We start from the raw sequence: 23,219 nt of genomic DNA on the forward strand, positions 1-23,219 counted from the left end.
GTTTTTACGCTTTTTATATCATATCATATCGTTCCGAAGGTATAAAACGACGAGTTTTTCCGTAACTTTGATAGTGTACCCACACATTGTAAAAGGTGATGCTGCACTTGGATAATAAACGATTGGCTCCGCAGATCGAACAACCGCTTCGCCACCTCTTGGATCCCTCTTACCCGTTGTGCAGGGAAGACGTCCTTTGGGCGCTCGGATTCATCAAGAAAAAAGTGGCCGACGGAGCTCCCGAATGGTCGGGGCTCGATCGGCCACAGCTGCTTGCCCATTTTGCCTGTTTCGCGGATATGGCCTTGCTGCTTCTGCATCGGCGCAGTCCCAGCAATCAGGAAACGGAGTGCTTCCGCGCCATGCTAAGCGAGCTTCTTAAGCACGACTGAATTAGGAATTAATCCAGTTGTGATGGAAGGAGCCTTCTTTGTCCAGACGTTTGAATGTATGGGCACCGAAGTAATCGCGCTGCGCCTGAAGCAGGTTAGCAGGTAGGCGCTCGGAGCGGTAGCTGTCGTAGTAAGCGATAGCGCTCGCGAATGAAGGCACCGGGATGCCGTAAGCGATGGCCGTGGACACCACTTCGCGCCATGCATCTTGGTAAGCTTCCACAACGTCTTTGAAGTATTCGTCCAGCAGCAGGTTGCGCAGCTGCGGCTCGCGGTCGTAGGCATCTTTGATGTTTTGCAGGAAACGCGCGCGAATGATGCAACCGCCGCGGAAAATCATCGCGATAGCGCCGTAACGCAGGTTCCAATTGTACTCTTCGGAAGCGGCGCGCATTTGGGCGAAGCCTTGCGCGTAGGAACAAATTTTGCTTGCGAATAAGGCTTTCCGCACGCTTTCGATGAATGCGGTTTTGTCGCCTTGGAATGCGCTCGTTTTCGGTCCTTTAAGCACTTTGCTTGCGGCAACGCGCTCTTCCTTCATCGCGGAGAGGAAACGGGAGAAAACGGATTCCGTAATAATGGAGAGCGGAACGCCCAAATCGAGCGCGCTTTGGCTCGTCCATTTGCCTGTTCCTTTTTGCCCGGCGGCGTCTAGAATAACATCAACCATCGGCTTGCCGGTTTCAGGATCCTTCTGCGCGAATATATCGGTCGTAATTTCGATCAGATAGCTGTCGAGCTCGCCTTTGTTCCATTCGCTGAAAATGCTGTGCAGCTCGTCGGTGGAAACGCCCAGCACGTCCTTCAGCAATTGGTAAGCTTCGCAGATCAGCTGCATGTCGCCGTATTCGATTCCGTTGTGAACCATTTTAACGTAGTGGCCGGCACCGTCAGGTCCAATGTATGTACAGCAAGGATCGCCGTTCACCTTAGCAGAGATGCCTGTAAGAATAGGTTCGACTAAACGATACGCTTCTTCCGGTCCGCCTGGCATAATCGACGGGCCTTTCAGCGCGCCCTCTTCTCCCCCAGATACTCCCGTTCCGATAAAATGAAACCCTTTTGCCATAAGATCATTGCTGCGACGTTGCGTGTCCGGGAAATAAGCGTTTCCGCCGTCGATGATAATATCGCCTTTATCAAGATAGGGAATGAGCGATTCAATCGTAGCGTCCGTGCCCGCTCCCGCTTGAACCATGATCAAAATCTTGCGCGGCTTCTCTAGGGAGTTCACGAACTCCTCTACGGAATAAGTTCCAACGAGATTTTTCCCTTGCCCATCCGTGTTCAACAAATCGTGCGTTTTTTCCGGTGAACGGTTGTATACCGCAACGGTAAATCCGCGGCTCTCGATGTTCAGAGCGAGATTACGTCCCATTACGGCTAAGCCGACGACACCAATGTTTGCATTCGACATGGTTTTATTCATCCTTTAGTACAAAATTTTCAGAATAAAACTATTGTACTCTTTTTGCCCAGAGATGAAAACCTTCATTTGCTTTTCCAAACTGGCCTAAATTTGTTGTTGCTTTTCTTCGTTACTTATTATTTAATAGTATATATAAATAGTAAAGGGAAGTGATTTTAATGACAACAAGCAACTGGAATTTAGACAAATCTCACAGCGGCATCACCTTCAGCGTTCGTCACATGATGATTACAAACGTTCGTGGAAGCTTTAACGATTTCGATGCGGTTGTAACCGCGGATACAGACAATCTTTCCGGCACAGAAGCTACGATTACAATCGACGTCAACAGCATTAACACCAAAGACGAAGGACGCGACGGCCATCTGAAATCCCCGGATTTCTTCAATGCCGAGCAGTTCCCGCAAATTATTTTCAAAAAGACGGCTCTCGAATCTAAAGGCGGGGACGACTACAAGCTTACAGGCGACATCACGATCGCCGGCGTGACGAAGTCGATTACTTTGAACGCAGAGCTTGCTGGTCCCGCTAAAGATCCTTGGGGCAACGTGAAGTTGGGCGTTACTGCCGACGGCGTCATCAGCCGCTCCGAATTCGGACTATCTTGGAATGCAACGCTAGAAACAGGCGGGTTTCTTGTTGGTGACGCCATCAAAGTACACATCGAATTGGAATTCGCAAAAGCCGACTAATTCGACTTAAGAGAAATCATTTTCATTTAATTAAACAAAGCGGAGTATACCTCGTCGATCCATGAGGAATACTCCGCTTTTTTAATCGCTATATGGATTTACTGCCCGATTACAGCTCCAAAAGCAACATCTCGGTGCGCATGCCTTTTAGTCTCTCTTTGCTCGATTCAACTGTCTCGCTCCACCCGTTTACGATTGCTTCGTGAAGGACCGCCAGTTCATAATCGATTTCGAGACGCAAGACACCCGCGCGCTGTTCGGCCCTCTTGGATTTGAAAGCCTGAACCATGTCTTCTACCGTAATTTGCGGCCTTTTTTGAAAAATAATCCGATGTTCCATGCCGGACACCTCCACGAGACGGATAATTTCACCGAACATGATGTTCTCGATTCTGAGCACTTGACGGTCGTGAAACCTTTTTACAATGGCGTGGCCGCGGGAGTCGTTGATGAGCTTCTCGATCCAATGCGCCAGCTTCTCATCCTTGACCAGGTAATCTCCTACCATTTTGTAACGATTGAGCACCCTTAGGAATGTTAACTTGAGCAGCTTGCGCCCCGTCCTTACGGATACGATGAATTGATGCTCGCTTTCGTTCCAGTACAAGGAATAACCTTCCTGGATCAGCTCACGAATCAGATTCTGAATTTGGCGGCGGTCGAAGCGAAGCTCCAGGTTGCAGTATTCCACTTCATGACTGCGGTTCACGGCCATCCCCCCTCCTGCGTTAAGCGCATGGTTTGAGTAATTGACCGAATGTTCTGAATATTGTTGCTTACTTCTATCTTATACTCCATCTTATGTTATGGCAACTTGGTTTCTTGACTATTTTCCATCCTATTTTTTCAAAGCGCCGGAATCAGCCTGGAAAAGACCTTAGAAACATAAGAGCAAAGGCATTTACTGAATGCTATAATGTTCCTATCACAGGTTTTGCGAGGAGAAATATACGAATGAGTACAACTACTATGGAAACTTTCAAAGGATTTGACGATCGCGATTTCGAGGTGTTCGAAATTAGCGGGCTCGAATCGCGAATGGATGCGCTAATTGAGCGGGTAAGGCCGAAATTCCATTTTCTCGGGGAATCCATATCGCAATTTCTCGGTGGATTGTGCCAAGAGGAAATGTTTACCCACGTTGCTAAGCACGCTCGCAGAACGGTTAATGCGCCCAATGATTCTTGGGTCGCTTTCGCGAATAACAAGCGGGGTTACAAAGCCCATCCCCATTTCCAAATCGGACTATGGTCCACTCACGTGTTCGTTCAGTTCGCCATCATCTATGAATGCCCAAATAAAAATATTTTTGCTGAACGTGCCTTAGGCGAGCTGGATTCCATTCGCAGCGCGGTCCCCGATCACTATGTATGGTCCAAGGATCATATGGTTCCCACCGGACTTACGCATAGCGATTTGTCCGAAGAGGATCTCGCGGATCTGCTCACGCGGCTGAAAACCGTCAAGGCATCCGAGTTAACATGCGGCATTCACATTCAACGGGGCGACCCTCTGCTTGCGGATGGGGAGGCTTTCATACAGCTCGTGGAATCGACGTTCCGGACGCTTCTTCCTTTATACCGTCTGGCTTTTGCTTGATCGGCTAATTATCGTGGGGATTGCCGCGCTTATGACCATTATCCCCTTCGATCAGGTCCATACTTCGTAAAACCCTCACTGAGCGAGAGGGATAATGGTACCCCGGAAAAATAGGTCATGATGTTAAACCCGCAGCAATTGTTTATTCCCAACAACAAAAAGGGAGCTTGCATCATCTGCAAGCTCCCTTTTTTGTTGAAACTTATTGCGCCGCCACCTCGCGAAGCGCGGTTGCCGCAGCTTTGCGTTGGCGTGCTGATTTACGGAAGTACAGCAGTTCGTAAATACATGGGACAATGACTAGGGTAAGCACGGTCGAAACGACCAAACCGCCGATGACGACGATTGCCAAGCTCTGGGACACGATGCTGCCTGTTTCCGAAGTGCTGAACACGAGCGGGAACATTGCGCACACCGTAGCGATAGCCGTCATGAGGATCGGACGCATACGCGTTCCGGCAGCCTCCAGCAATGCCTCGCGAATCGTCATTTTCTCTTCGTTGTGCTTCACGCGGTCGATAAGCACGATCGCATTCGTTACGACGATACCGATAAGCATGACGACGCCGAAGATTGCGGTAAAGTCCGGAGTGACTCCCGTAACGATCAGACCGAGTACGGCGCCGATAGGCACGAACAGGATCGAGCTCATAATGGCTAGCGGTGCTTTTAACGTCTTGAACGTTATGACCATGAGCAAGTATACGATTCCGATTGAAACGAGCATCATCATGAACAAGCTCGACATATCGGCAGATTGATCGGCTGATGCACCGCCGACATTTAATTTAACGCCTTCAGGCGGTTTTACGTCTTGCAATTGTTTCTTGATTTCTGCGCCGACGATCGATAACTGGGACGGTTCGACCGCAGCGGAAACGCGGACATAGCTCTTGCCGTCCTTATGGAAATACTTCGTCGCTTGTTCTGTCTTTACCCACTTCGCAACGCTGGATACCGATTTCGGACCTTTGTCGGTCATCACAGTCAGAGAGGAAAGATCGCTCTCGGTTTTAGGATTAAGCGATGGCTCAAGCAGAACGCTCAGCGACTGTCCGTCAACATTCAAGCTGCCGATCGGAAACGGATTAAGCATGCCCTGCAGTTGCGTTGCGATGTCTCCCCCCTTCGCTTCCGTCGCATTGACTTCAAGCGTATAAACCGTCTTCTTCTGTTCTTGGTTGCTTTGAACCTTTAGAACGTCTTTAATCGGTTTAATCTTGGCGATGACATCATCGGCAGTTTTAGTAATGGCGTTCAGATCGTCTCCCGTTACGTCAACGAATACTTGAGTTGAGTTTCCGTTCGAGAACATATTACCTGCACCTGCGCTCAAATCAGCACCTGGGTAGTTGGCGCGTTCGGCTTTGACCGCGTCGATTATTTTTTCAGCGTCTGCGCCCTTCTTCATTTGAATTGCATAAGTAACGATCGTCGGGGACGTTACCGAGCCGTACTTAGCTGCATCCGCGCTATTGCCCATCGACATGCTTAACCAGTCAAGGCCATCTAGCTTCATTAGGGTGGATTCAAGCTTTAACCCATTCTCGCGCACTTGGGCTACCGGAGTATCCGCTTGGTACTCCAAAGTAACGTTAAGGTTGGAAGCGCTGGATTGATCGATCGCACCTTTAGGAATTGACATATAAGTGGCGATTGAAGCAAATAATAATATTACTGCACCGATGATCGGAATCCACTTGTGACGCAAGTTCCAATCAAGCAACCGGGTAAAACGCTTGGATGGCTTATGTTCTTTAATTTGTGAATTTTTCAGTACGCCAGAGCTTAGCAACGGAATAACCGTTAATGCGACTACCAGTGAAGACAGCAACGCATAGGTCATCGTTAAAGCGAACGGAAGAAGGAAAGATTGCAGCGACCCGCGCAACAAGCTCATCGGCAGAAATACGGCGACGGTCGTTAACGTAGATGTCGTAATAGCAACTGAGACTTCTCTTGTAGCATCGATAATCAGTTCTTTCGAGAAGGCTTCCTTCTGCAACCGGCGGAATATATTCTCGATGACGACGATACTATCGTCAACCAGACGTCCTACCGCTACCGCAACCCCGCCCAGCGTGAGGATGTTCAGCGTAATGCCGGACATATCTAGCAAATAAAGAGTAGCCGCTAACGATAACGGGATCGATATAACAGTCACGAGGGTCGCTCTAACGTTACGCATGAAAAGAAGAATGACCACGGTAGCGAATAAAGCGCCAAGCAATACTTCCCTCATCATGCTGTTAACCGAATGAACGACTTGATCCGAAGTGCTGAGAAGCAGCTTCATATTCGCTTCTTTAATTTCCGTATTGATTTTCTCGATCGCTTTCACTACGCCTTCTCCGACTTTAACCGCGTTGGAGTTAGCTCCTTTGGAAACGACAAGTTGCAGTGCGTCTTTGCCGTCTACTCGATTAACGCTTTCCACGTCAGGGTCGATCTTTACTTCCGCTACATCGCCTAGCAATACACCTTCAGCGACCGGAAGTTTCTTCACCGCTTCAATGTCCTTAAGCTTGGCAGTCACATTCAGCCCGACCGTTTGGCCGTCTAGAATGCTTTCGCCCACGGAAGCAGAGGTTTCACGTCCCTGCAAGACACCATACAGAGCTTGAAGCGGCACGCCTTTGGCGGCTAATTTGGCTAAATCCGGAGTAATGCTTACTTTCGGCTGCGACTTGCCCGATAGCTGCACTTGCCCGACGCCGTCGATCGAACGGAATTCGTCGTACACGCGCTGCTCGATCTTTTCCTTCTGAGCATCCGTTACCCCCTCATTAAAAGTTAGGGTTACGAAGGAAATCGGGATCATCGACGTATTGAATTGAACGATGTATGGCGGGGATACCCGATCCGGCAGCTTAACCGCGTTAACCGCGCGTTCGACTTCCGTCTTCGCTTCTTTCATATTCGTTTTGGAATCGAAGTTAAGGTTGACTTGGGAAAATCCATCTCCCGAAGTCGAGAATACATCCGTTTTCCCTTTAATGGCGACAAGCGCCTGCTCCAATGGGTCCGTTACGGATTTCTCCATCGTTGTAGCATCGTATCCAGGTCCAATAACCGATACCGTGACTTGCGGGTTATCCGCCTCCGGTAGAAATTCCATAGGCAGTTTCGTATAACTGAATACCCCCATGACTAATACCATCAAAATACAAATAATGATGGCTGCTTTGTTGCGAAATGCACCGGTAATAATACTTTTCACTTAGCTTTTTCCCCTTCCACTCCATCGTTTTCATTACTCTTGGCATTAGCATAACGGAATGACCGGTCTTGCGGAAAACGGCTGAAGACCGGACTTGAACCTAGACTAAAGTCGGATATTTGTTCCGGCTGAAGTCTCTGTCGATATTCCATTACTTAACAATAAGGGACAAATGTGAACGGAATATGAACTCAAAAATAAATGAGTGACTACTCACTTTACAGTTCTATCCAGTCACCCTATAATAAAAAGTGAGTAATCACTCATTTATTAAAGGAGAGATGCCCAATGAATCTCAACGCCCCTTCCCCGATTGTTGCAGCGGACGATTGCATCGAAGCCGTTCAAGTGTCTAAAGCATTCGGGAAAAGAATCGTGCTGGATCAAATATCGTTAACGGTCAAACGAGGTGAAATTTTCGGCCTTCTAGGGCCCTCCGGTTCGGGTAAAACAACGCTAGTCCGCTTAATCACCGGCCTTGACGTGCCCGATAACGGCTCCATTACCTTGCTTGATGTGCATATGCCAAAGCTTAGCGTCCTTAGCCGAATCGGTTATATGGCCCAATCGGACGCTCTTTACGGTGAGTTAACGGCGCAAGAAAACCTGGAATTTTTCTCGTCTTTGTATGGACTGCGCGGTGCCGTGTTGAAGAAGCGAATCCAGGAGGTGGCGGAGCTTGTTAAATTGTCCGGCGATTTGAAGAAACCCGTTCAGCTCTATTCAGGGGGCATGAAGAGACGATTATCGCTTGCCGTTGCTCTGATGCACAAGCCGGAAGTGCTCATTCTCGACGAACCTACCGTCGGAATCGATCCGGTGCTGCGCAAAACCATCTGGGATGAGTTGGATCATCTTCGCAAGAACGGCGTGACGATCCTTGTTACGACACATGTCATGGATGAAGCGGAAAAGTGCGATAGATTGGCGATGATCCGGGATGGGCGGGTCATTGCCTTTGGCAGTCCGGAGCAGTTAAAAACCGAATCCCATTCGTCGACGATGGAAGATGCATTCATTACTTATGGCGGGGGTGCGGCATGAGAATCCGGGCGCTAGCTTTCCGTATAATACGTCAATTCATTAAAGACAAGCGCACGCTCGCGCTAATGCTGCTTGCGCCGTTGCTTGTTCTTACGCTAATGAAGCTCGTGTTCGACGGCCAAGCGGTTGATCCGCTCATCGGCGCTGTAAAGTTACCCTCTCCGGTCGTATCCGCATTGCAAAATAATGGCGCTGTCGTTACCCCTTATGAGAATGAAGAGCTTGCTTTAAAGCAAATGGGCGATAACGAGCTGGATGCGGTAATCACGCTAGACGGACTGCAGCCCCACATCGTTCTCGAGGGGAGCAACCCGACGAAAATCCGCAACGTGATGGCCGTTGCCCAGAAGGCTTTGCAGGAACTAAGCAATAAAGGCAACGAAGTTGAGCCGGTTCTTTCCTATTTGCATGGCTCGGGCGATCGGGATATTTTCGATTATTACGGCTCCGTGTTAGTCGGGTTCTTCTCCTTCTTCTTCGTTTTTTTAATTGCCGGCGTTTCTTTCTTAAGGGAAAGAACGACCGGAACGCTGCAACGGTTGCTTGCCACGCCGCTTAGACGTTGGGAAGTCGTCGCCGGTTATTTGCTCGGATTCGGACTGTTCACGCTTTTGCAAGCAACGCTTATCGCCTGGTACGCGACGAGCGTGCTGGGAATCGCGTTGGAGGGCTCTTTTATCCTCGTATTAGTTATGAATCTTCTGCTTGCCCTTGCGGCGCTTACTTTAGGCACGCTTCTATCCGCTTATGCCCAGAACGAATTTCAAATGTTTCAATTTATTCCGCTTATCGTCGTGCCTCAAATTTTTTTCTGTGGACTTATTGATTTACAATCGATGCCGGAATGGCTGCAAATGGTCGGGAGGGCTCTCCCGCTCTACTATGGGGCAGATGCGCTTAGAGGAATTATGCTAAGAGGCGAAGGCTGGAACGACGTTTGGGTCGATTCCGCCGCGCTTGTCGGCTTCTCCTTGCTGTTTGCGATTCTAAACGTGCTGGCGCTGCGCAAGCACCGTCGAATATAATGAGCGGATAGAGCTTGGCTTACAGCATTGGAGGTGAGCACCGTGAAGGATCCGTTAGAGAATTGGTTGGAGGAACTGCTGGAAAAGCACGAAGGCGAACAGATGACCGACAAGCAATCCCGAATATTGCGAGCGGCCGTGGAGGTATTCGCGGAGAAAGGCTACTCCGGCGCTGCAACGAGCGAAATCGCGCAGCGTGCAGGCGTGGCGGAGGGAACGATTTTCCGGCATTACCGGACGAAGAAGGATTTGTTGTATTCCATCGTCGCTCCTTTCGTGGCGAGACTTATTGAACCTTTTGTCTTACGCGGTCTATACCCGCTTATCGATAAACCTCATGCGACTTTCGAAGGTTTTGTTCGGGGATTGTTGGACAATCGAATTGCTTTTGCCGAGAAAAATATTAAAGTCATCCGGATTTTACTGCAAGAGGTTCCCTTCCATCCCGAGCTGCGGGAACAGTTTCTATCGAAAGTAGCCGATCGGGTGCTTCAGAAAATGTCTCGGGTCGTCAATCATTACCGCGAGCAAGGGCAAATCGTCGATTTACCGGCGCTTACGACGATTCGGATGGTAGGGTCGACCCTATTCGGCTATTTGCTCGTACGGTTTCTGCTGGCGCCGAAGGAATGGAACGACGCGCAGGAACGAGAAGCGACGATTCAATTTATATTGCATGGCATTAGTCGGAAAGATTGATGCATGCACGTAAAAAAACTGGAGGCGAACCCTCCATTTTTTTTACGTCTTTATGGATAATCATAATTCAGACGATTCAACCTAGGCTTCTACTCGCTGCTGCCGATCCTGGCTGCGGAATTGTGCCAACAGTCCAAGAGCCGCAACCGAGAGCAAGCCCGATACGACAAAAGGCAGCCAAGATGTCGCTCCGAGCAGAGCCGCCCCCAGCAATGGGCCGACAATGCGCCCTAAGCTGTCCATGGAAGAGCTAAGGCCCGAAGCGATGCCTTGACCGACCGTCGTCTTCTGCGTAATGAGAGACGTGACACAAGGCTTGATTAACGAGTTGCCTATTCCGAATACACAGAGGTAAACCGTTGCCATCCCCCAACTGTTTGCCGTCAGCAGCAGGAAAAATCCAGCCGCGGAAATGAGCAGCCCAATGGCTATATACTGCCCTTCCTGCCCTTTTTTCACGCGACGACGAACGATTCCTCCTTGCACGACAGCGCCGGCGAGCCCGCAGAAGAAGAACATCATGCCGATTTGCAACGGCGTTACGTTGAATTGCTCGATTCCGAACAATTGCAAGGTTGCCTCCAATATCGCAAGCGAGAACGTCACGAAGAAGGCTAACACGTACAAGTATTTAAGCGGGCCTTGAAACGCCGTCCACCGGGAAACCCGTTTACCCTGTTCCCTCGAGGCTCGTCGCTCCGGCGGCAGCGATTCGGGAAGCTTGAACCATGCTGCGACAAAAACGATAAAGGAAAGCGCCGCGGCTGCATAGAATGGGGTGTGCAGCGTAATTTCGCTCAGAAATCCGCCAAAACCAGGCCCGAACGTAAAGCCGAGCCCGATGCTCATTCCCACAACCGCCATTCCCTTCGTCCGTTCTTCCTCGGTCGTGATATCCGCTACATAAGCAACGATACAGGATACGACCGCTCCGGAGAACAACCCTCCCAGAATCCTGGAAGCATACATGATGGCCAGATTATCTCCCGATAGGGCGAATATCAAGAAACTGATGCTGAAGCCTAATACGCCGGTCATGATCACAGGACGACGGCCCACTCGCTCCGAAAGCCCGCCCCAGACCGGGCTGAGTAAAAACGACATTAAAGAGTAAATAGCCAGCATCGCCCCGGTATGCCAATTCGCCGATTTAGCGCTAGCTTCCGTCACTAACTGGGGCAATACGGGAATAATGATGCCAAAACCGATAAAAATCGTAAAGAGCATAAGTCCGACGATAGCTAATTTGCTTTTCACGGTAGTTCTCTCTCCTCTTTATAGAACGATAAAGGGCGTTTTTCGTTGCCGCAATCTATACCTGATGGTAGCATATACAACGCTTTGTTCCAAATCGGACTGTTGACATTTTGGTGACAAGACCTGTTTTGTATAGACAGCGGTTGATTTCCCCCCCATATTTGTTATACTCATGCTTGTTTGAACTATGTTTTCTTACCTATTAGATGAACGTTTGAGAAAGGCAGGCAACTTCCCTTGGATCATAACCGTACTCCGTTATTTGATGCTCTGCGTTCCCACGCAGAACGTAATCCAGTGCAATTTCATATTCCAGGCCATAAAAAAGGGGCGGGCATGGACCCCGAATACCGTGAATATATTGGACAAAACATTCTGGACATCGACTTGATCAATATTGCTCCTCTCGATGACTTGCATCAGCCTATCGGTGTTATTCTTGAAGCGCAGCAGCTCGCAGCGGACGCATTCGGCGCGGATGCCACCTACTTCTCCGTACAGGGAACAAGCACAGTCATTATGACAATGATCCTATCCGCTTGCAGCCATGGGGACAAGATCATCGTGCCCCGGAATGTTCACAAATCGATTTTATCGGCTATTATATTCGCCGGCGCGCGCCCCGTGTTCCTGTCACCCGTTCGCGATACGAACTTGGGAATCGATCATGGCGTGACGACTAAGTCGGTACGCCGGGCATTGGAACGCCATCCGGACGCCGCAGCTGTTCTGATTATTAACCCAACTTATTACGGGGTATGCACTCACTTGAAAGAAATCGTCGATCTGGTGCATGAATACGATATTCCGGTTCTTGTCGATGAGGCGCATGGCGCGTTAATTCATTTCTCCGATGAATTGCCCTTATCCGCTATGCAGGCCGGTGCCGACATGGCTGCGACGAGCATTCATAAGCTGGGAGGTTCCATGACCCAAAGCTCTGTTCTGAATATCCGTAAAGGCTTGGTCAACCCTCACCGTGTACAGACGATTCTTAGCTTGCTTATGACGACGTCCACTTCGTATCCTCTATTAGCTTCTTTGGACACGGCACGGCGCCAACTAGCGATTCATGGCAAGCAATTAGCGGAAAGAACCGTGAATCTGGCGGCAAAAGCCCGGACGGCTATCAATCAGATTTTCGGACTTTACTGCTTTGGCGAGGAATTGCTAGGCGAAGAAGCAACTTACGATTATGATCCGACGAAGCTGACGATTCATGTTCGCCACCTGGGCATAACCGGTTATGACGCGGAAAACTGGCTGCGGGAAAATTACCGTCTCGAGGTCGAGCTTAGCGATATGTACAACATTCTTTGTCTCGTTACTCCCGGCGACGATGATGAATCGATCGGGATATTGGTGGAGGCGCTCACGGCAATGTCCGATGCCTACCATGCGGACTCCAGGGAAATTCTCGAGGTCGTGGTCAAAATCCCGGAAATCCCGCATCTCGCTTTAACGCCTCGCGATGCTTTCTATGGGGAAACCGAGGTTGTCCCCTTCAAGGAGTCGGCAGGCCGAATTATCGCCGAGTTCATCTACGTCTATCCGCCCGGCATTCCGATCTTGCTGCCCGGGGAAGTCATCTCGCAAGAAAATATCGATTATATCGTCGATCATCTGGAAGTAGGCCTGCCGGTAAAAGGGCCCGAGGATCGTTCCGTTACTAACGTTAAGGTTATTCTTGAGGAAACCGCAATTTCGTAAATAGAACTAAGAAAGGGTCTGTTCTCGTTAAACGAGCAACAGACCCTTTCTATCAATATTGATCCTGCATTTCTAACGTAGGCAACCGACTGCGAAGCAAGCTGCTCAGTTCAATGGCCGCTTGATCCGTAACGAGGAATCGCGATCGCAGAATTTCCGTATCCCCTAGATCGTCGGCGCTGAGCGGTGACGATCTGCCGGTTTGCATGCAGACGACAAGCGGTTTTCCAAAGAAATGACTCGTATAAACGATGGCAAAATCAAAACGGCTCTCTTCGGAGATACAGCCGACAAAATTGACGTTAGACGATTCGATCACATCGTAGAGGTTCTCAAGCATTCGCTTCCCTCCCGGTTTGATTTAATTGTCTGAATATTATGTCTATTCTAACATTGGCGGCTTGTCCTTGGCAACATGGTACCCGTTGCCAAGGCAAGAAGGAAATGCTATCATGGGCGTGGGGGTGGAACCGATGAGTCAAAGCGCTTACATTTCTCTTGTACAGGGCTCGACTGTAGCCGAGATCGATCTAAATGGCGTCAAGGAGCAGCTTCACCATTATCGGGAACAAATGACGCTAACCGGCAAGCAGCTCGATTGGGATTACGCCGAAGCCGCTTTTCCTTACAGCATTGAGAGTAAACCCGAAGCCAAAGATCAATGGTTTTATCTAAAAGGGATTAATCCACTGTATCGCTATATCGTGGTCGGAACGGGCAAACGGGAAGAAGACGGTACAACCGTGCCTTATATCCAACTCGTATTACCCGACGACTCGACCCACGGAGATAAATCGAAAGCCAACGAACTGTGCAAATGGATCGGCAAGCAATTGCAAGCCGAAGTGAAGATGTTTAACGGCCGGACGATTTATTTCAACCCACGCAAATAAATGAAATTCATCATACGCAATCGCAAAGAAGCCTCTTCCGTCGTCTGCGGAGGAAGCTTCTTTATGTTTGCGTCCGGATTATTTTACTATGCTAAATAAAACACTTCCCGCATCGGCGATATCGGCTCCGCCTCTTGGAAGTCAAATGAGCCCTGAACCATCTTGGACGTTATCGCATTCCAACGGTTGCAAGCTTCACTCTGGGCGATATAAGCGAAAGCCGCCTCAACGTCGTCGCATTCGAAGCAATAAAAAAACTGCGTGCCATTCTGGAAAATAGAATAATTGCGGATACCCGCTTTACTGTGCTCTTCCATAATTTCCGGCCAGGGCGCCAAATGCAAACTAACGTACTCCTCCAGAAACTGTTCCTTAATCGACCATGTCCAAGCAAACTTATTGCTCCGGTTCACGATTTCGCCTCCTTTTTATGCAAGAACAAAAGGCTGCTCCCATGTCCATGCGGACTCGTAAGGAACAGCCTTCTTTCACAGATGATCTTGATGACGGCAGCTCTTACCCGTTCTCGTTCTCTTGGGCGGCCAGCTCTTCATATACCTTCATAACCGTTTCCCATTCTTGATCGTCTTCGATGTTAACGAGAACCTCGTCCTCGCCTTCTTCTTCGACACGGAAAATAACGCCGTCGTCCTCAGGATCATTGCGATCCAATAATACGGCGTACGCACGATCATTGGTTTCAAATGTGTACACCAGCACCATTTCGTGTTCTTTGCCGTCTTCGTCCGTTACGATAAATACGGCTTCCTCATCGTGGTCATGTTCGCAGTTCTCATCATGGACATGATCGCTCATGGTGGCGAACCTCCGTTCAATCGGTTGAATTTACCTACCCACGTATCGTATCATTTCCGGTTTCAAGGGTCAAACGGAAAACGTCCGAACCTTAGAAGGGGTTCGGACGTTTTCATCTATTTTATTTGGATGTTATGACTTTTTCCGAGACAACTTGGTAAGAGGACTCACCTACGGGTTTCATCCAGAAACGAATCAAGTACGAACCAGCGCTATCAAACGTGTATGAAATATCCTTGCTATTGACCCAGAAGTTATCTTTGCCGGAATCGGGAAAATCCTTATCATCCGAACTCCGCGCCTCAATTAATGTTTCTTCTTGGTAAGGATCCACGATTGTCCATTTAAATGCGCTTATTTCCGCTTTAAGCGTGTCTATCTGCGTAAAAACATTGAACTTAACTTTCTGATCCTTGTCTTTATTTACAACGCCGAAAATGTCGTTATCCTTGTTTTTAGTAAGCATATGGACATTGGGTTTATAAATAGTGACTTTCTTGTTGCTCTCATCCCAAAGCAAAATCGCTTGAAGCTTATCAGCAACTAGCTTAGCTGAAATGTAAGGCTTGTTATCTACGAGTACGCTTGCCGCATCAACTTCCTTCTTATTCAACAAAACACGTACTTTCTGAGTAATGGAATCTGCGAATACAGCGCTGCCACAGATCAATGTAAATATTAAAGTTAATAGGATAATTTTACGGACTTTCATGATCAGCATCCTCCGTCTCACCGACTCAATTGCGTGTCTGTACTTGGTTATACCGACGGTCCGGCGGAAAGTTGCGCACGAAAGCCAAAAATTTCTGGAGTTTTTTTTATAAAGGCAAAACCATTATTGTCGCTTCCTGGCGAAGCTTGCGCTTGCCCGGGAAATGGACGCTATTAAGGCTTGCGTCCCGGTAATGTTAATACGCATGGAACACCGTAACCCATCGCGCCGGAGGAACTCATTTTGTCCAAATAAGCCAAACCTCTGGCGCATGGGGTTTTGCAAACCGCGCAAGTATCGGACGTAACGATTTTCATTTGCGCTCTTCTATTTTCTGCCGCGGCAGTTGACTTCTTCTTGGTCTTCGCTTTCGACATCGGAATCTTCCTCTCGCAAGGCGCTAAGGCGAAATTAACTTCCCCTCAGACTATGCCGATTCCGCCCAAAGCGTCACAACAATCCGACTATGTTTTTTGCACAATCTTGTTACGCGGCACGGTAAATTATGGTACATTGGTAAAAGCTATATCTTAGAGAGAACCGCGTCCATGTGTAGGGGGTATCGATTTGAAGATTCAAATGTTGGGAACAGGCAGTGCCTTTGCCAAAGTCTTCAATAATAACAACGCGCTGCTTACCGTCGATGGATTAACCCTTCTGGTGGATTGCGGCATTACCGCTCCTAAAGCGCTGTACGAGCTCGGTTACAGCTTTAATGACCTTGACGCCATACTCCTTACACACATTCATGCCGATCATATCGGAGGACTTGAAGAGCTTGCTTTCCAAATGAAATACATCTTCGGCCGCAAGCCTATTTTGTTTTTAGCCGATACATTAGTGGAGACGCTGTGGGAACATTCGTTAAAAGGCGGTCTTCAGCAGGACGAAACCGAAACGTTGCATGATTTCTTTGATGTCCGTCCCCTATCGGTTGGACAGCCGCATGACTTATTGCCTGGCTTGCATGTCGAATTGATCGCTACCCGCCATATACCCAATAAGGCAAATTACTCTTTGCTGTTTAACGACTTCTTTTTTTATTCCGGCGACACCGTATTCGATTCGGACTTGCTTAACTCCTTAGTGAACGACCGGGATGTTCGGGTCATCTTTCACGATTGCCAGTTGCATCCCCCGGGGGTCGTACATGCTTGCTTGTCTCAATTGCTCACCTTGCCCAAAGCGATCCAAGAGCGGGTATTCCTCATGCATTACGGCGACGACCAGCCTGACTTTGTTGGACGCACCGGACCTATGAAGTTCGTGGAGCAGCACCGTATCTACGATGTGGACCAGTTAACATTTGCCGGACAATTCGGTATGATAGAGTAATACCTTCGCACGAAAGGAAGTTATCCATTGCTTGCCACGTATATTTTTGCCGGTGTCATTGCCGTCTTGCTCATTTGGGTTGTCCTATGGGTTACCAAGAAAGCCTATTCCCGTAAATGGGATGAAGAAGAATAAACGAATAAGGGGTGGTTTACGTCGTTAATGGCTTAAACCGCCCCTCATGTTTCAATCAATCATTCACCATCATCGTCAGGGTCTTTATTTCGATTGCTTCCCCATAAGCTGCTATACGCTATCCAAGTAAATTGCTTATCGTATTTCACGGAATCCTTTTTCACGAATCGCGCAACAGCCGCAAGAACACCGCCGATCAACCCAAAAAGGCCGACCAGCCACACCATAAGCAACGCCGCATCCCTCATCCAACGTTCCTCCCGCCGGAATACTATTGTTACATATGTACGTTAGGTTGTAACGAAAAAGCACACATTAAGAAGGAATATCGGGCTCCCTGAGGTTGGCGTGAATAATACAAAAAAAGTTCTCGGATTTGGATTGACTTTCCCCTTAAGAGTTGGTAAGATATTACCTGTCGCTGTTAAAAACATGATCTGATAGCTCAGCTGGGAGAGCACCATCTTGACAGGGTGGGGGTCACAGGTTCGATCCCTGTTCAGATCACCATATACTTAAACCCGAGAAGCCTTGTACAATAGGGCTTCTTTTTATTGTTCATTCTTTTTCTTATTTCATAATTCAAATCTTCGTCAGAAAATTAATCACCTGAAATCTCATTTAATCAGAATAAAAAATGCCGATCCAGATATCGCCTAACCAAAGAGAGTCGAAATAATTCGATTTCTCATTGTAAGAAGCGATTGGACCGACATATGAGGGAAATATTTTATGGTGTACAAGATATGATTATTTAACCAGACCGGCTATAAAAGAAGTTTTTAATCCATGATCTTCAAGCTCTTTCTCTGCATCTCGGTATAAATGTTCTGTAACCCATGAGTTTAAGCTCTTATCAGACACTTTAGCAGCCAAAGAGATTAATCTATGTTGCTCAGGCGTTAAGCGAACCACAAACTTTCCAGAGAACGGCTTTTCCGGTTCTTCACCTTCTTCAGCGCAAAAATCAATATAGTCATTAACTGAATCCCTAAAAGCAGATTCAATATCATCTACATTCGTAGCCTGAAATGTAATCACATCTCTAATGTTAATTACTTCGCCGTGTAATATTTTGGCTTCATCATCATACTCTACACGTCCTATATACCCTTTGTACTCCATCATGGTGTAACACCTGCTTCCGATAAGAATTTTCTAACAGACTTCAAAGCGCCTTTATCCGTCACTCTCTGCGGGTGAGGTCGATGAAACGTCGCCTTAACATCATCTAGTTCTGCGCGCACTCGGGACCCACTCCCCTCCGAGACAGTTACGCCACACCCACGAAACAAAGACACGATGTCATCCCAAACAACATCTGATCTTCATATTCCGTAGTATCACCGCCTGATACTATAATATACCCATTTCGAGTCTACATTCTACTGTTTTCTTGTTAAGAATAACTTTCAGACTTTTTGAGGATACCCCTTATTCCGTCCCCCATCTTGACAGGGTGGGGGTCACAGTATAAACCGACTTGCTGAAGCAAAGAATGATGTGGTAATGCCATCCAGCAAAGGAGCTTACCCATGACAGACAATAATCAAAACGATGATGCACAAAAAGTAAAGCTTACTGCTGAAATGCCCGATGACAACGAAAGATCAGACGACCCTCAAGAGAACGAATTTTTGTTTCCGCCAATTCACCCTCATTACCGAAATGACTCAGAATAGCGTCATTCCCTACAAATGAAAGGAGACAAATTAATGGATAAAATCAATCAAACAGATGAAACCCAAGAAAAATTAGACTACCCAGTACGAACGGTAAAGATAGTTGCTGAAATGCCTCATGACGATGAGATGAGCGACGAGCTTCAGGAAATGAAAGAAAACGACGGCTATTCTGATTCCTGCGGGATCAATCCTCAAACCTAGGAGCGTGACTTCCATGTCAATAGAAAAAGATCACGAACCGACGATCGCACCAAGCATTGACACGCACAATACCCTTGAAGAAGATGCAACAGCAGAAGAAAAGGACCGCGGAGACTCAACCGAAGTAACACACCTTTACCTTGATCGAACGCCAGAGGATTAAAATTGCGTCGATTCGCTAGATAAAGTTGAACTTTAGCCGGTATGTTTATGGATAGAAAAATATTTAGAGAAGCATAATAAGTGGCAAATAGTGGAGGTGAGACAATAATGGCAAACGATCGTAATTCGAATCAACTCGTTGTTCAACAAGCCCGTGCTGCACTAGATCAAATGAAGTATGAAGCAGCCCAAGAACTCGGGATTCAATTCTCGAAGGATGGTTATAACGGAGATTTACTTTCTAGAGACGCAGGTCGTATCGGTGGTAACATCACGCGCCGCTTAGTGCAAATCGCTGAACAACAATTGGCCGGACAAGCAAATTTTAGATAAAACGGCAATAATAAAAGAGCAGCGAGGATATCCTCCTGCTCTTTTCTATTTTACTACAACTCTAAAGGTCAATCAGAGCGGAATGAACACGAACCCATTGCTCTTCTTTAAGACGAACCCCTGACGCTCGAACATTCTCTTCTACCTGTTCCGGACGGCTCGCTCCGATAATTGCGCTTGATACGTTAGCCATTCGCAGAGTCCATGCGATCGCCATTTGAGACAAAGTAAGGCCGAACTCGGCAGCAATCAGCTGCAGTCTTCTCGCTTTGATCAGAAATTCTTCCTTAAGCCATGACTGAACCGCTTGATAACCATCTCTATCGGATGCTCGGCTGGCCGGAGGAATTTCGGCGATAGAACGGTATTTACCTGAGAGGACGCCTTGGGCTAGCGGAGAATAGACAACTTGCCCTATCCCGTTCCGTTCGCATAATGGGATAATTTCATGTTCGATTTCATTTGTGAACATATTGTATAATGGCTGATTTGCTGCGATCGGATGCAACCCATGCTTTTCTCTAATGGACACCGCTTTTGAAATTTCCAAAGCGGACATGTTGCTGATTCCGACATAAAGAACTTTCCCCTGTCGAACCAAGTCGTCCATCGCTCTCAATGTCTCCTCCATCGGTGTGTCCGCGTCGGGATAGTGGCAATAGTATAAGTCAATATATTCCACGCCTAAACGTCGCAAAGAAGCGTGACACTGTTCTATGATGTGCTTGCGGGACAGCCCCTGATCATTGGAGAGCTCTCCCATCGGCCCTCTAACTTTCGTTGCCAGCACATAAGACGATCGCGGATACATGGCCAGCGCTTTGCCAACGACCTGCTCGGATTCACCCCGCCGGTACACGTTTGCCGTGTCAAAAAAATTAATTCCAAGCTCATACGCCCTAACGATTGTTGCGATTGCCTGGTGATTGTCTACATACCCTCCGTAAGTAAGCCAACTTCCCAAGCTGATTTCGCTAACCTTTAGTCCGGTATTTCCCAATTTCCTATACTTCAATTAGCTTCCCTCCCACTCCCAAATGACCTTTCACTATTTTATTTATCTTCGCCAAATATATGAGTACGATGTTCGTGCGTTATTCTTTAGATTTTCTTGCTAATAAACGCTGGTATTCGTTTAATATAGAATCAAGCATCTGGCTTGCAACAATGACTTCCTGATCCGTGAACCGTTTACCGTTAATCAATTCATAAAGTTCGCTTCTCATCTGCTCGATTTGTCGGAGCAATTCTTCAAGTTCTCGTGCCATTTTCAACCCTCTCGATCGTGGTTATTGTTGTGGGTCATAATAAAAGAGCAGGAGGAAGCCTCTCTGCTCTTCTTATGTCCTGAGTTATTAACGATTAAACTGTCCAGCCAATTGCTGTTCTGCTATTAGAACCAAACGTCTTGTGATGTTACCGCCGATACGACCGGTATCCTTCGTCATCATATTCCCATAATATCCGTCTTGAGGGATCTGGATGCCAAGTTCCTGACAAGCTTCGAATTTCAGTTGGTCAAGTGCGGCCCGGGCTTGTTGAACGACGAGTTGGTTTGAATTGCGATCGTTTGCCATATTATCTCACCTCCACTAATTTCCCTCGTATTATGCTTCCTTGAGTTTCCTCTTATGCATTCTCCAGGCTATTTCCATCATAAAAACCATAAAAAAACCGCTCTTCTTCACATCAACTTTTGAGCTGAATTGGGAACACTGAACCAAAAGGAGAGTGGCGGTATGCATACGGTTTGGAAAGGCGCGATCAGCTTCGGTCTTGTTCATGTGCCCGTTAAGATGTTTACGGCAACGGAAGATAAGGATATCCATTTCAAAAACATACACAAAACATGCGGCACCCCGATCTCTCACGTCAAAACATGCAAACACTGCGAGAAGGAAGTGGAATACGAAGAAATCGTCAAAGGATTCGAGTACGAGAAGGGCAAATTCGTCATTTTTAACGAAGAAGAGCTTGAGGCCATTAAACCCGATACGAATAAAACCATTCAAATATTGGATTTCGTCGATCTTACTGACATCGATCCCATTTACTTCGCGAAGGCTTATTATCTGTCCCCGGATATGGCAGGAGGCGGCGCTTACAGCCTGCTGCTGGAGGCAATCAAACAATCGGGCAAAATCGGGATCGCAAAAATTTCCATTCGCAGCAAAAGCAGCCTAGCCGCGATTCGAGCAATAGAAAATTGCATCTGTATGGAGACCATGCACTATCCGGATGAAATACGCGCATTGCAGCAAGTGCCTAATTTACCGGAAGCAGGGCAAGTCAACGAACGAGAATTGTCAATGGCCAAGATGCTAATCGAGCAATTGTCTGCAAAGTTCGAACCGGAGAAATATACCGATGACTACAGAGTTGCGCTAACGGATGCCATCCAACAGAAAATTGCCGGGAAAGGAATTGATATCGTCAGTTCCCCTGCTGCCGAAAGAACGAATGTTATTGACCTGATGGCCGCCCTCCAGGCCAGCCTTGAAGCCGCCAAAACGCCGGCTCCCGCGACTACCGGCCGAAACAAACGCAAAACTGCCGCAAAGAAGGAAACCGTTTCGTAATTCATAAGTTTGCTTTACCATTCCGTAATAGGCTGAAGCCTTGCATGTCGAGGCTTCTTTTTTTATTATTTGATAATAATTACCTGTAAGTCCGCCTCGTGCCATTGTAAAATTGCTCTATCCCCGATGACACAGGAGACAATTCCCATGCGCAAAGTATGTCCCGCCCTTGTTATGCTCTTGATAACCATAATAAGTACAAACTGTACGAACATTAAACAACCAACTTCCAGTCCCTCGACTTTCACGAGCGACTCAAGCGCTTCTTCGGTAAGCCGTCCAATCAAAGCCGATCAAATCAAAGCGCCGGAAAAAGGAAAGCTATCGGTTTATTTCCTTAACGTCGGACAAGGCGACTCCACTTACATAAAGACGGCTGCAGGAGAAGACATATTGATAGACGGCGGCAAAAATGAGGCAGGGCCTATAGTCGTTGATTACCTTAAGCAGCTTGGCGTTGATGATTTGGAAGTCATGATCTCCACTCATCCCGATGCGGATCACGTCGGCGGACTTGACACCGTACTCGCAAACTTTAAAGTTAGTACTGTATACGCCCCCAAAGTGTCGCACACGACCGATACCTTCAAAGACTTCCTGTTAGCCGTGAAAAATCAGGGTTTAACCATTAAAGAAGCTAAATCCGGTGTTGTTTTATCGCTTGAAGGCATAGCAGCCAAGTTTGCAGGACCCGTTAGAGCTTATGGCGACGACCTGAATGATTGGAGCGCGGTCCTTCATCTTACCTATGGCGATAATAAGTTTCTCTTCACCGGCGATGCCGAGAAGAAATCGGAGTCGGACATGATCGAGGCGAAACAACTTTTACGAGCGGATGTCTTAAAGGTGGGCCATCACGGTTCCAACTCCTCCACCTCAGCCGCTTTTCTCAAAGCCGTCTCTCCCACATACGCCGTTATCAGCGTTGGACACAATAGTTACGGGCATCCGACCTCGGCCATCTTAAACCGGCTCAAAGCCTCAGATATTACGATCTATAGGACGGATTTGAACGGCACGGTTACCGCAATAAGCGATGGCAATAAAATCTCATTCGTGAAGGTGAAATGATGGAGCGCGGAGTGATCGATCGGTTTGAAGGTGAAATGGCCATTATCGAAATCGGCGGGATAACGAAGGATTTTCCAAGGGCGTCTTTACCGCATGGCATTAAGGCAGGGGATGCCGTCATACTGGAGGATGGAGAAATTCGTCTAGACAGTCGGGAAACAGCCAGGAAAAAACAGGAAATTCAGCAACTCATGGATGAGTTATTCGAATAAACGAAAAACGGTTTGATG

At 47.7% G+C, this 23,219-nt stretch carries 31 protein-coding genes and 1 tRNA gene; 17 read left to right on the forward strand and 15 right to left on the reverse strand.

Annotated elements, in window-relative coordinates; genetic code table 11:
- Positions 1-107 precede the first annotated feature (107 nt).
- The gene (locus tag K7P76_RS20890; protein WP_232187258.1) at positions 108-392 is read left to right on the forward strand and encodes a hypothetical protein; all 285 of its coding nucleotides are present in this window, start codon (positions 108-110) and stop codon (positions 390-392) included.
- Position 393: 1 nt separating this feature from the next.
- Here K7P76_RS20890 and gnd read toward each other — a convergent pair whose 3' ends face one another.
- The gene (gene gnd / locus K7P76_RS20895; RefSeq protein WP_232187259.1) at positions 394-1,809 is read right to left on the reverse strand and encodes an NADP-dependent phosphogluconate dehydrogenase; all 1,416 of its coding nucleotides are present in this window, start codon (positions 1,807-1,809) and stop codon (positions 394-396) included.
- Positions 1,810-1,979: 170 nt separating this feature from the next.
- Between gnd and K7P76_RS20900 the strand changes: the two genes are divergently transcribed.
- On the forward strand, positions 1,980-2,513 hold the full coding sequence (locus K7P76_RS20900) for a YceI family protein (protein WP_232187260.1): 534 nt from the start codon (positions 1,980-1,982) through the stop codon (positions 2,511-2,513).
- A gap of 109 nt (positions 2,514-2,622) precedes the next feature.
- On the opposite strand, the gene K7P76_RS20905 is transcribed toward K7P76_RS20900, so the two are convergent.
- On the reverse strand, positions 2,623-3,222 hold the full coding sequence (locus K7P76_RS20905) for a YkzI domain-containing protein (protein WP_232187261.1): 600 nt from the start codon (positions 3,220-3,222) through the stop codon (positions 2,623-2,625).
- A gap of 245 nt (positions 3,223-3,467) precedes the next feature.
- Between K7P76_RS20905 and K7P76_RS20910 the strand changes: the two genes are divergently transcribed.
- The gene (locus K7P76_RS20910; protein WP_232187262.1) at positions 3,468-4,112 is read left to right on the forward strand and encodes a YktB family protein; all 645 of its coding nucleotides are present in this window, start codon (positions 3,468-3,470) and stop codon (positions 4,110-4,112) included.
- A gap of 202 nt (positions 4,113-4,314) precedes the next feature.
- Here the strand turns inward: K7P76_RS20910 and K7P76_RS20915 are convergent, their stop codons facing one another.
- Positions 4,315-7,332 (reverse strand): efflux RND transporter permease subunit, encoded by a 3,018-nt coding sequence (locus tag K7P76_RS20915; protein WP_232187263.1) that lies wholly within the window; start codon positions 7,330-7,332, stop codon positions 4,315-4,317.
- Positions 7,333-7,620: 288 nt separating this feature from the next.
- On the opposite strand from K7P76_RS20915, the gene K7P76_RS20920 reads away from it, so the two are divergent.
- The 3 genes from K7P76_RS20920 to K7P76_RS20930 are packed head-to-tail and all read left to right on the forward strand — an operon-like array spanning position 7,621 to position 10,100.
- Entirely contained in the window at positions 7,621-8,376 is a 756-nt protein-coding gene (locus K7P76_RS20920; protein ID WP_232187264.1) for an ABC transporter ATP-binding protein, read from the forward strand.
- The gene (locus K7P76_RS20925) at positions 8,373-9,401 is read left to right on the forward strand and encodes an ABC transporter permease (RefSeq protein ID WP_232187265.1); all 1,029 of its coding nucleotides are present in this window, start codon (positions 8,373-8,375) and stop codon (positions 9,399-9,401) included. The genes K7P76_RS20920 and K7P76_RS20925 overlap by 4 nt, the downstream gene beginning before the upstream one ends.
- A 42-nt stretch (positions 9,402-9,443) precedes the next feature.
- The gene (locus K7P76_RS20930) at positions 9,444-10,100 is read left to right on the forward strand and encodes a TetR/AcrR family transcriptional regulator (protein ID WP_232187266.1); all 657 of its coding nucleotides are present in this window, start codon (positions 9,444-9,446) and stop codon (positions 10,098-10,100) included.
- A gap of 81 nt (positions 10,101-10,181) precedes the next feature.
- Here K7P76_RS20930 and K7P76_RS20935 read toward each other — a convergent pair whose 3' ends face one another.
- Positions 10,182-11,357, reverse strand: coding sequence for an MFS transporter (locus K7P76_RS20935; protein WP_232187267.1), 1,176 nt, complete (start codon positions 11,355-11,357; stop codon positions 10,182-10,184).
- Between the two features lie 237 nt (positions 11,358-11,594).
- Between K7P76_RS20935 and K7P76_RS20940 the strand changes: the two genes are divergently transcribed.
- Entirely contained in the window at positions 11,595-13,067 is a 1,473-nt protein-coding gene (locus tag K7P76_RS20940) for an aminotransferase class I/II-fold pyridoxal phosphate-dependent enzyme (RefSeq protein WP_232187268.1), read from the forward strand.
- Positions 13,068-13,119: 52 nt separating this feature from the next.
- Here K7P76_RS20940 and K7P76_RS20945 read toward each other — a convergent pair whose 3' ends face one another.
- Positions 13,120-13,407, reverse strand: coding sequence for a DUF3055 domain-containing protein (locus K7P76_RS20945; protein ID WP_232187269.1), 288 nt, complete (start codon positions 13,405-13,407; stop codon positions 13,120-13,122).
- A 133-nt stretch (positions 13,408-13,540) separates the two neighbouring features.
- Between K7P76_RS20945 and K7P76_RS20950 the strand changes: the two genes are divergently transcribed.
- The gene (locus K7P76_RS20950) at positions 13,541-13,960 is read left to right on the forward strand and encodes a DUF1885 family protein (protein WP_232187472.1); all 420 of its coding nucleotides are present in this window, start codon (positions 13,541-13,543) and stop codon (positions 13,958-13,960) included.
- A gap of 86 nt (positions 13,961-14,046) precedes the next feature.
- Here the strand turns inward: K7P76_RS20950 and K7P76_RS20955 are convergent, their stop codons facing one another.
- The 4 genes from K7P76_RS20955 to K7P76_RS20970 all read right to left on the reverse strand — a co-directional run bounded on the left by K7P76_RS20955 (position 14,047) and on the right by K7P76_RS20970 (position 15,865).
- Complete coding sequence (locus K7P76_RS20955; protein WP_232187270.1) at positions 14,047-14,373, reverse strand: L-rhamnose mutarotase; 327 nt, start codon at positions 14,371-14,373, stop codon at positions 14,047-14,049.
- 103 nt (positions 14,374-14,476) lie between these two features.
- The gene (locus K7P76_RS20960) at positions 14,477-14,776 is read right to left on the reverse strand and encodes a DUF1292 domain-containing protein (protein WP_232187271.1); all 300 of its coding nucleotides are present in this window, start codon (positions 14,774-14,776) and stop codon (positions 14,477-14,479) included.
- Positions 14,777-14,897: 121 nt separating this feature from the next.
- Positions 14,898-15,488 (reverse strand): stalk domain-containing protein, encoded by a 591-nt coding sequence (locus K7P76_RS20965; protein ID WP_232187272.1) that lies wholly within the window; start codon positions 15,486-15,488, stop codon positions 14,898-14,900.
- Positions 15,489-15,661: 173 nt separating this feature from the next.
- Complete coding sequence (locus K7P76_RS20970; RefSeq protein WP_232187273.1) at positions 15,662-15,865, reverse strand: hypothetical protein; 204 nt, start codon at positions 15,863-15,865, stop codon at positions 15,662-15,664.
- A gap of 184 nt (positions 15,866-16,049) precedes the next feature.
- On the opposite strand from K7P76_RS20970, the gene K7P76_RS20975 reads away from it, so the two are divergent.
- Complete coding sequence (locus tag K7P76_RS20975; protein ID WP_232187473.1) at positions 16,050-16,823, forward strand: MBL fold metallo-hydrolase; 774 nt, start codon at positions 16,050-16,052, stop codon at positions 16,821-16,823.
- 194 nt (positions 16,824-17,017) lie between these two features.
- Here the strand turns inward: K7P76_RS20975 and K7P76_RS20980 are convergent, their stop codons facing one another.
- On the reverse strand, positions 17,018-17,206 hold the full coding sequence (locus tag K7P76_RS20980; RefSeq protein WP_232187274.1) for a hypothetical protein: 189 nt from the start codon (positions 17,204-17,206) through the stop codon (positions 17,018-17,020).
- 186 nt (positions 17,207-17,392) lie between these two features.
- Between K7P76_RS20980 and K7P76_RS20985 the strand changes: the two genes are divergently transcribed.
- Positions 17,393-17,468 (forward strand) — tRNA-Val (locus K7P76_RS20985).
- A 240-nt stretch (positions 17,469-17,708) separates the two neighbouring features.
- Here K7P76_RS20985 and K7P76_RS20990 read toward each other — a convergent pair.
- Both K7P76_RS20990 and K7P76_RS20995 read right to left on the reverse strand, forming a co-directional pair.
- The gene (locus K7P76_RS20990; RefSeq protein WP_232187275.1) at positions 17,709-18,086 is read right to left on the reverse strand and encodes a type II toxin-antitoxin system HicB family antitoxin; all 378 of its coding nucleotides are present in this window, start codon (positions 18,084-18,086) and stop codon (positions 17,709-17,711) included.
- On the reverse strand, positions 18,083-18,259 hold the full coding sequence (locus K7P76_RS20995) for a type II toxin-antitoxin system HicA family toxin (protein WP_232187276.1): 177 nt from the start codon (positions 18,257-18,259) through the stop codon (positions 18,083-18,085). The genes K7P76_RS20990 and K7P76_RS20995 overlap by 4 nt, the downstream gene beginning before the upstream one ends.
- Positions 18,260-18,493: 234 nt before the next feature.
- Here K7P76_RS20995 and K7P76_RS21000 point away from each other — a divergent pair, with 234 nt between their 5' ends.
- The 4 genes from K7P76_RS21000 (at position 18,494) to K7P76_RS21015 (ending at position 19,339) form a co-directional block, all read left to right on the forward strand.
- Positions 18,494-18,640 (forward strand): hypothetical protein, encoded by a 147-nt coding sequence (locus tag K7P76_RS21000; protein ID WP_232187277.1) that lies wholly within the window; start codon positions 18,494-18,496, stop codon positions 18,638-18,640.
- A gap of 33 nt (positions 18,641-18,673) precedes the next feature.
- Positions 18,674-18,844, forward strand: coding sequence for a hypothetical protein (locus K7P76_RS21005; protein WP_232187278.1), 171 nt, complete (start codon positions 18,674-18,676; stop codon positions 18,842-18,844).
- A 13-nt stretch (positions 18,845-18,857) separates the two neighbouring features.
- Positions 18,858-19,007, forward strand: a complete 150-nt coding sequence (locus tag K7P76_RS21010) for a hypothetical protein (protein WP_232187279.1) — start codon at positions 18,858-18,860, stop codon at positions 19,005-19,007.
- A gap of 107 nt (positions 19,008-19,114) precedes the next feature.
- Positions 19,115-19,339 carry an alpha/beta-type small acid-soluble spore protein gene (locus K7P76_RS21015; protein ID WP_232187280.1) on the forward strand — a complete coding sequence of 75 codons (225 nt, stop codon included), beginning with the start codon at positions 19,115-19,117 and terminating at the stop codon, positions 19,337-19,339.
- Between the two features lie 61 nt (positions 19,340-19,400).
- On the opposite strand, the gene K7P76_RS21020 is transcribed toward K7P76_RS21015, so the two are convergent.
- From K7P76_RS21020 to K7P76_RS21030, 3 genes are all read right to left on the reverse strand, one after another.
- Positions 19,401-20,354, reverse strand: a complete 954-nt coding sequence (locus K7P76_RS21020) for an aldo/keto reductase family protein (RefSeq protein WP_232187281.1) — start codon at positions 20,352-20,354, stop codon at positions 19,401-19,403.
- Between the two features lie 79 nt (positions 20,355-20,433).
- On the reverse strand, positions 20,434-20,607 hold the full coding sequence (locus tag K7P76_RS21025) for an aspartyl-phosphate phosphatase Spo0E family protein (RefSeq protein ID WP_232187282.1): 174 nt from the start codon (positions 20,605-20,607) through the stop codon (positions 20,434-20,436).
- Positions 20,608-20,694: 87 nt separating this feature from the next.
- Positions 20,695-20,916 (reverse strand): alpha/beta-type small acid-soluble spore protein, encoded by a 222-nt coding sequence (locus K7P76_RS21030; RefSeq protein ID WP_232187283.1) that lies wholly within the window; start codon positions 20,914-20,916, stop codon positions 20,695-20,697.
- 162 nt (positions 20,917-21,078) lie between these two features.
- Here K7P76_RS21030 and ku point away from each other — a divergent pair, with 162 nt between their 5' ends.
- The 3 genes from ku to K7P76_RS21045 all read left to right on the forward strand — a co-directional run bounded on the left by ku (position 21,079) and on the right by K7P76_RS21045 (position 23,201).
- The gene (ku, locus tag K7P76_RS21035; protein ID WP_232187284.1) at positions 21,079-21,918 is read left to right on the forward strand and encodes a non-homologous end joining protein Ku; all 840 of its coding nucleotides are present in this window, start codon (positions 21,079-21,081) and stop codon (positions 21,916-21,918) included.
- A gap of 147 nt (positions 21,919-22,065) precedes the next feature.
- Entirely contained in the window at positions 22,066-22,989 is a 924-nt protein-coding gene (locus K7P76_RS21040) for a ComEC/Rec2 family competence protein (RefSeq protein WP_232187285.1), read from the forward strand.
- A complete protein-coding gene (locus K7P76_RS21045) occupies positions 22,986-23,201 on the forward strand; it encodes a DUF3006 domain-containing protein (protein WP_232187286.1) in 216 nt (71 codons plus the stop codon). The genes K7P76_RS21040 and K7P76_RS21045 overlap by 4 nt, the downstream gene beginning before the upstream one ends.
- Positions 23,202-23,219: the final 18 nt, after the last annotated feature.

Origin of the sequence: Cohnella silvisoli (genome assembly GCF_021190915.1) — a bacterium.
Lineage (GTDB): Bacteria > Bacillota > Bacilli > Paenibacillales > Paenibacillaceae > Cohnella > Cohnella silvisoli.

Bases quoted from the DNA above. Each gene is read 5' to 3' on its own strand.
- K7P76_RS20925 (WP_232187265.1), top strand. From the start codon at position 8,373: ATGAGAATCCGGGCGCTAGCTTTCCGTATAATACGTCAATTCATTAAA.
- ku (WP_232187284.1), top strand. From the start codon at position 21,079: ATGCATACGGTTTGGAAAGGCGCGATCAGCTTCGGTCTTGTTCATGTG.
- K7P76_RS20965 (WP_232187272.1), bottom strand. From the start codon at position 15,488: ATGAAAGTCCGTAAAATTATCCTATTAACTTTAATATTTACATTGATC.
- K7P76_RS20910 (WP_232187262.1), top strand. From the start codon at position 3,468: ATGAGTACAACTACTATGGAAACTTTCAAAGGATTTGACGATCGCGAT.
- K7P76_RS20950 (WP_232187472.1), top strand. From the start codon at position 13,541: ATGAGTCAAAGCGCTTACATTTCTCTTGTACAGGGCTCGACTGTAGCC.
- K7P76_RS21000 (WP_232187277.1), top strand. From the start codon at position 18,494: ATGACAGACAATAATCAAAACGATGATGCACAAAAAGTAAAGCTTACT.
- gnd (WP_232187259.1), bottom strand. From the start codon at position 1,809: ATGTCGAATGCAAACATTGGTGTCGTCGGCTTAGCCGTAATGGGACGT.
- K7P76_RS21040 (WP_232187285.1), top strand. From the start codon at position 22,066: ATGCGCAAAGTATGTCCCGCCCTTGTTATGCTCTTGATAACCATAATA.
- K7P76_RS20960 (WP_232187271.1), bottom strand. From the start codon at position 14,776: ATGAGCGATCATGTCCATGATGAGAACTGCGAACATGACCACGATGAG.
- K7P76_RS21010 (WP_232187279.1), top strand. From the start codon at position 18,858: ATGTCAATAGAAAAAGATCACGAACCGACGATCGCACCAAGCATTGAC.
- K7P76_RS20990 (WP_232187275.1), bottom strand. From the start codon at position 18,086: ATGATGGAGTACAAAGGGTATATAGGACGTGTAGAGTATGATGATGAA.
- K7P76_RS20980 (WP_232187274.1), bottom strand. From the start codon at position 17,206: ATGAGGGATGCGGCGTTGCTTATGGTGTGGCTGGTCGGCCTTTTTGGG.
- K7P76_RS21045 (WP_232187286.1), top strand. From the start codon at position 22,986: ATGATGGAGCGCGGAGTGATCGATCGGTTTGAAGGTGAAATGGCCATT.
- K7P76_RS21025 (WP_232187282.1), bottom strand. From the start codon at position 20,607: ATGGCACGAGAACTTGAAGAATTGCTCCGACAAATCGAGCAGATGAGA.
- K7P76_RS21030 (WP_232187283.1), bottom strand. From the start codon at position 20,916: ATGGCAAACGATCGCAATTCAAACCAACTCGTCGTTCAACAAGCCCGG.
- K7P76_RS20970 (WP_232187273.1), bottom strand. From the start codon at position 15,865: ATGTCGAAAGCGAAGACCAAGAAGAAGTCAACTGCCGCGGCAGAAAAT.
- K7P76_RS20900 (WP_232187260.1), top strand. From the start codon at position 1,980: ATGACAACAAGCAACTGGAATTTAGACAAATCTCACAGCGGCATCACC.
- K7P76_RS20920 (WP_232187264.1), top strand. From the start codon at position 7,621: ATGAATCTCAACGCCCCTTCCCCGATTGTTGCAGCGGACGATTGCATC.
- K7P76_RS20945 (WP_232187269.1), bottom strand. From the start codon at position 13,407: ATGCTTGAGAACCTCTACGATGTGATCGAATCGTCTAACGTCAATTTT.
- K7P76_RS21005 (WP_232187278.1), top strand. From the start codon at position 18,674: ATGGATAAAATCAATCAAACAGATGAAACCCAAGAAAAATTAGACTAC.
- K7P76_RS21015 (WP_232187280.1), top strand. From the start codon at position 19,115: ATGGCAAACGATCGTAATTCGAATCAACTCGTTGTTCAACAAGCCCGT.